Genomic DNA, 1750 nt, shown 5'->3' with positions numbered 1-1750 from the left:
GACCAGTTCGTCCACGCCCTCGACAACTTCAGCCGCAAGATCTGGCGCCAGCCGCGCTCACGCCGCTTGGCGCGGTATGACCTGGCGATTCTTCATGACCCGCAGGAGCAACTGCCGCCGTCCAATGCTCGCGCCCTGGAAAACTTCGTGCGGGTCGGCAAAGGGCTGGGCATCGATGTGGAACTGATCGAGCGTAAGGATTACTCACGGCTGGCCGAGTACGACGCCTTGCTGATCCGCGAGACCACCAGTGTCGACAACCACACCTATCGCTTCGCCAAAAAAGCCGAAAGCGAAGGCCTGGTGGTCATGGACGACCCGGCATCGATCCTGCGCTGTACCAACAAGGTCTACCTCACTGACCTGCTCAACAGCCATCAACTGGGCATGCCCGCCACCGAGATTCTCTACAAGGAGCGACCGCAAGATTTCGAAAGGGTCGGCGAGCGCCTGGGTTTCCCGCTGGTGTTGAAGATCCCCGACGGCTGCTTCTCGCGCGGCGTAATCAAGGTGGAAAGCCAGGAAGCCCTGCTCAAGGCCACCGCCGAGTTGTTCGAACACTCTGTGCTGCTGCTGGCCCAGGAGTTTTTCTACACCGAGTACGACTGGCGCATCGGTGTGCTCAACCGCAAGCCGATCTTTGCCTGCCAATACTTCATGTCCAAGGGCCACTGGCAGATTTATAACCACAAGGCTATCGGCAAGGACATCAACGGCGAATGCCGCACCCTGGCGGTTCATGAAGCGCCCAAGGCAGTGGTGGAACTGGCGGTCAAAACCGCCAACCTGATCGGCGACGGCCTCTACGGTGTCGACCTCAAGCAGTCCGGCGACAAAGTGGTGGTGATCGAGGTCAACGACAACCCCAATATGGACGCCGGTATCGAAGATGCCTATTTGCAAGACGACCTGTATGCGCTGGTGCTCGAGGAGTTTGTACGGCGATTGGAGTTGAAACGCCAGGGCCAGGGCTGGTGACGCGCGATGATTCAGCGCTTTGAACTGACCGACGGAAAACTGTGCAAGGCGGACAAGGACGACGCTGCAATCATGCTGTTCAACAACCCGGACGCGGCCGAGCGCGAGTGGTTGCGCGACCATCACAAACTCGACGAGCACGCCCTGGCTTCGGCGCTTGACCCGGATGAAGTCTCACGCATCGAGTTTCACCCCGATAACCTGTTCCTGATCTGGAAACGCCCGGAGAACTACTCGGGCGGCGGCAGCCTGATGTTCGAAGTGGCCTCCTGCGGGCTATTGTTTTCGCCCGGCCGCCTGTTGGTGATCGCCACGGATGACACCCCACTCTCCGGGCTCGGCGCACGCCGGCCGTTGCATACGCCGCTGGATGTGCTGCTCGACTTGCTGCTTAACAACATTCACCACTACCTGGGCCACCTCAAGGTGATCAAGCTGGTGGCGCGGGAGTTGCAGCAACAGTTCAATGCGTCGATGAGCAATCAGCACCTGATGCAGATGTTTAACCTCAGTGAAAGCCTGATCTATTACATCAACGCGCTGCACAGCAATGGCGCGGTGTTGTCGCGGTTGCGCAACCACGCGGAAAAGGAGCATTTCAGCGCCGAGGTGCTGGGGTTGATCGATGACCTGATCATTGAGAACCACCAGTGCTACAAGCAGGCCGAGATCTACTCCAACGTGTTTTCCGGGCTGATTGATGCACGCGGCAACCTGATGAACAACAGCATGAACAACCTGCTGCGCAAGCTGACGTTGATCAACGTGGTGT

The 1750-nt window shown here is 58.7% G+C and carries 2 protein-coding genes; both read left to right on the top strand.

Features of this window, described 5'->3' with window-relative positions:
- Window positions 1–978, top strand: a 978-nt coding sequence (locus FEM54_RS31935) for an ATP-grasp domain-containing protein (RefSeq protein ID WP_138454207.1), incomplete at its 5' end; no start/stop codon positions are given.
- Window positions 979–984: 6 nt separating this feature from the next.
- Window positions 985–1750 (top strand): magnesium transporter CorA family protein (locus FEM54_RS31930; protein WP_138454206.1); only part of this gene is annotated, 766 nt, incomplete at its 3' end.

Origin of the sequence: Pseudomonas edaphica (assembly GCF_005863185.1) — a bacterium.
In the GTDB taxonomy this organism is placed as follows: domain Bacteria; phylum Pseudomonadota; class Gammaproteobacteria; order Pseudomonadales; family Pseudomonadaceae; genus Aquipseudomonas; species Aquipseudomonas edaphica.
This window is presented reverse-complemented; position numbering and strand designations above follow the sequence as displayed.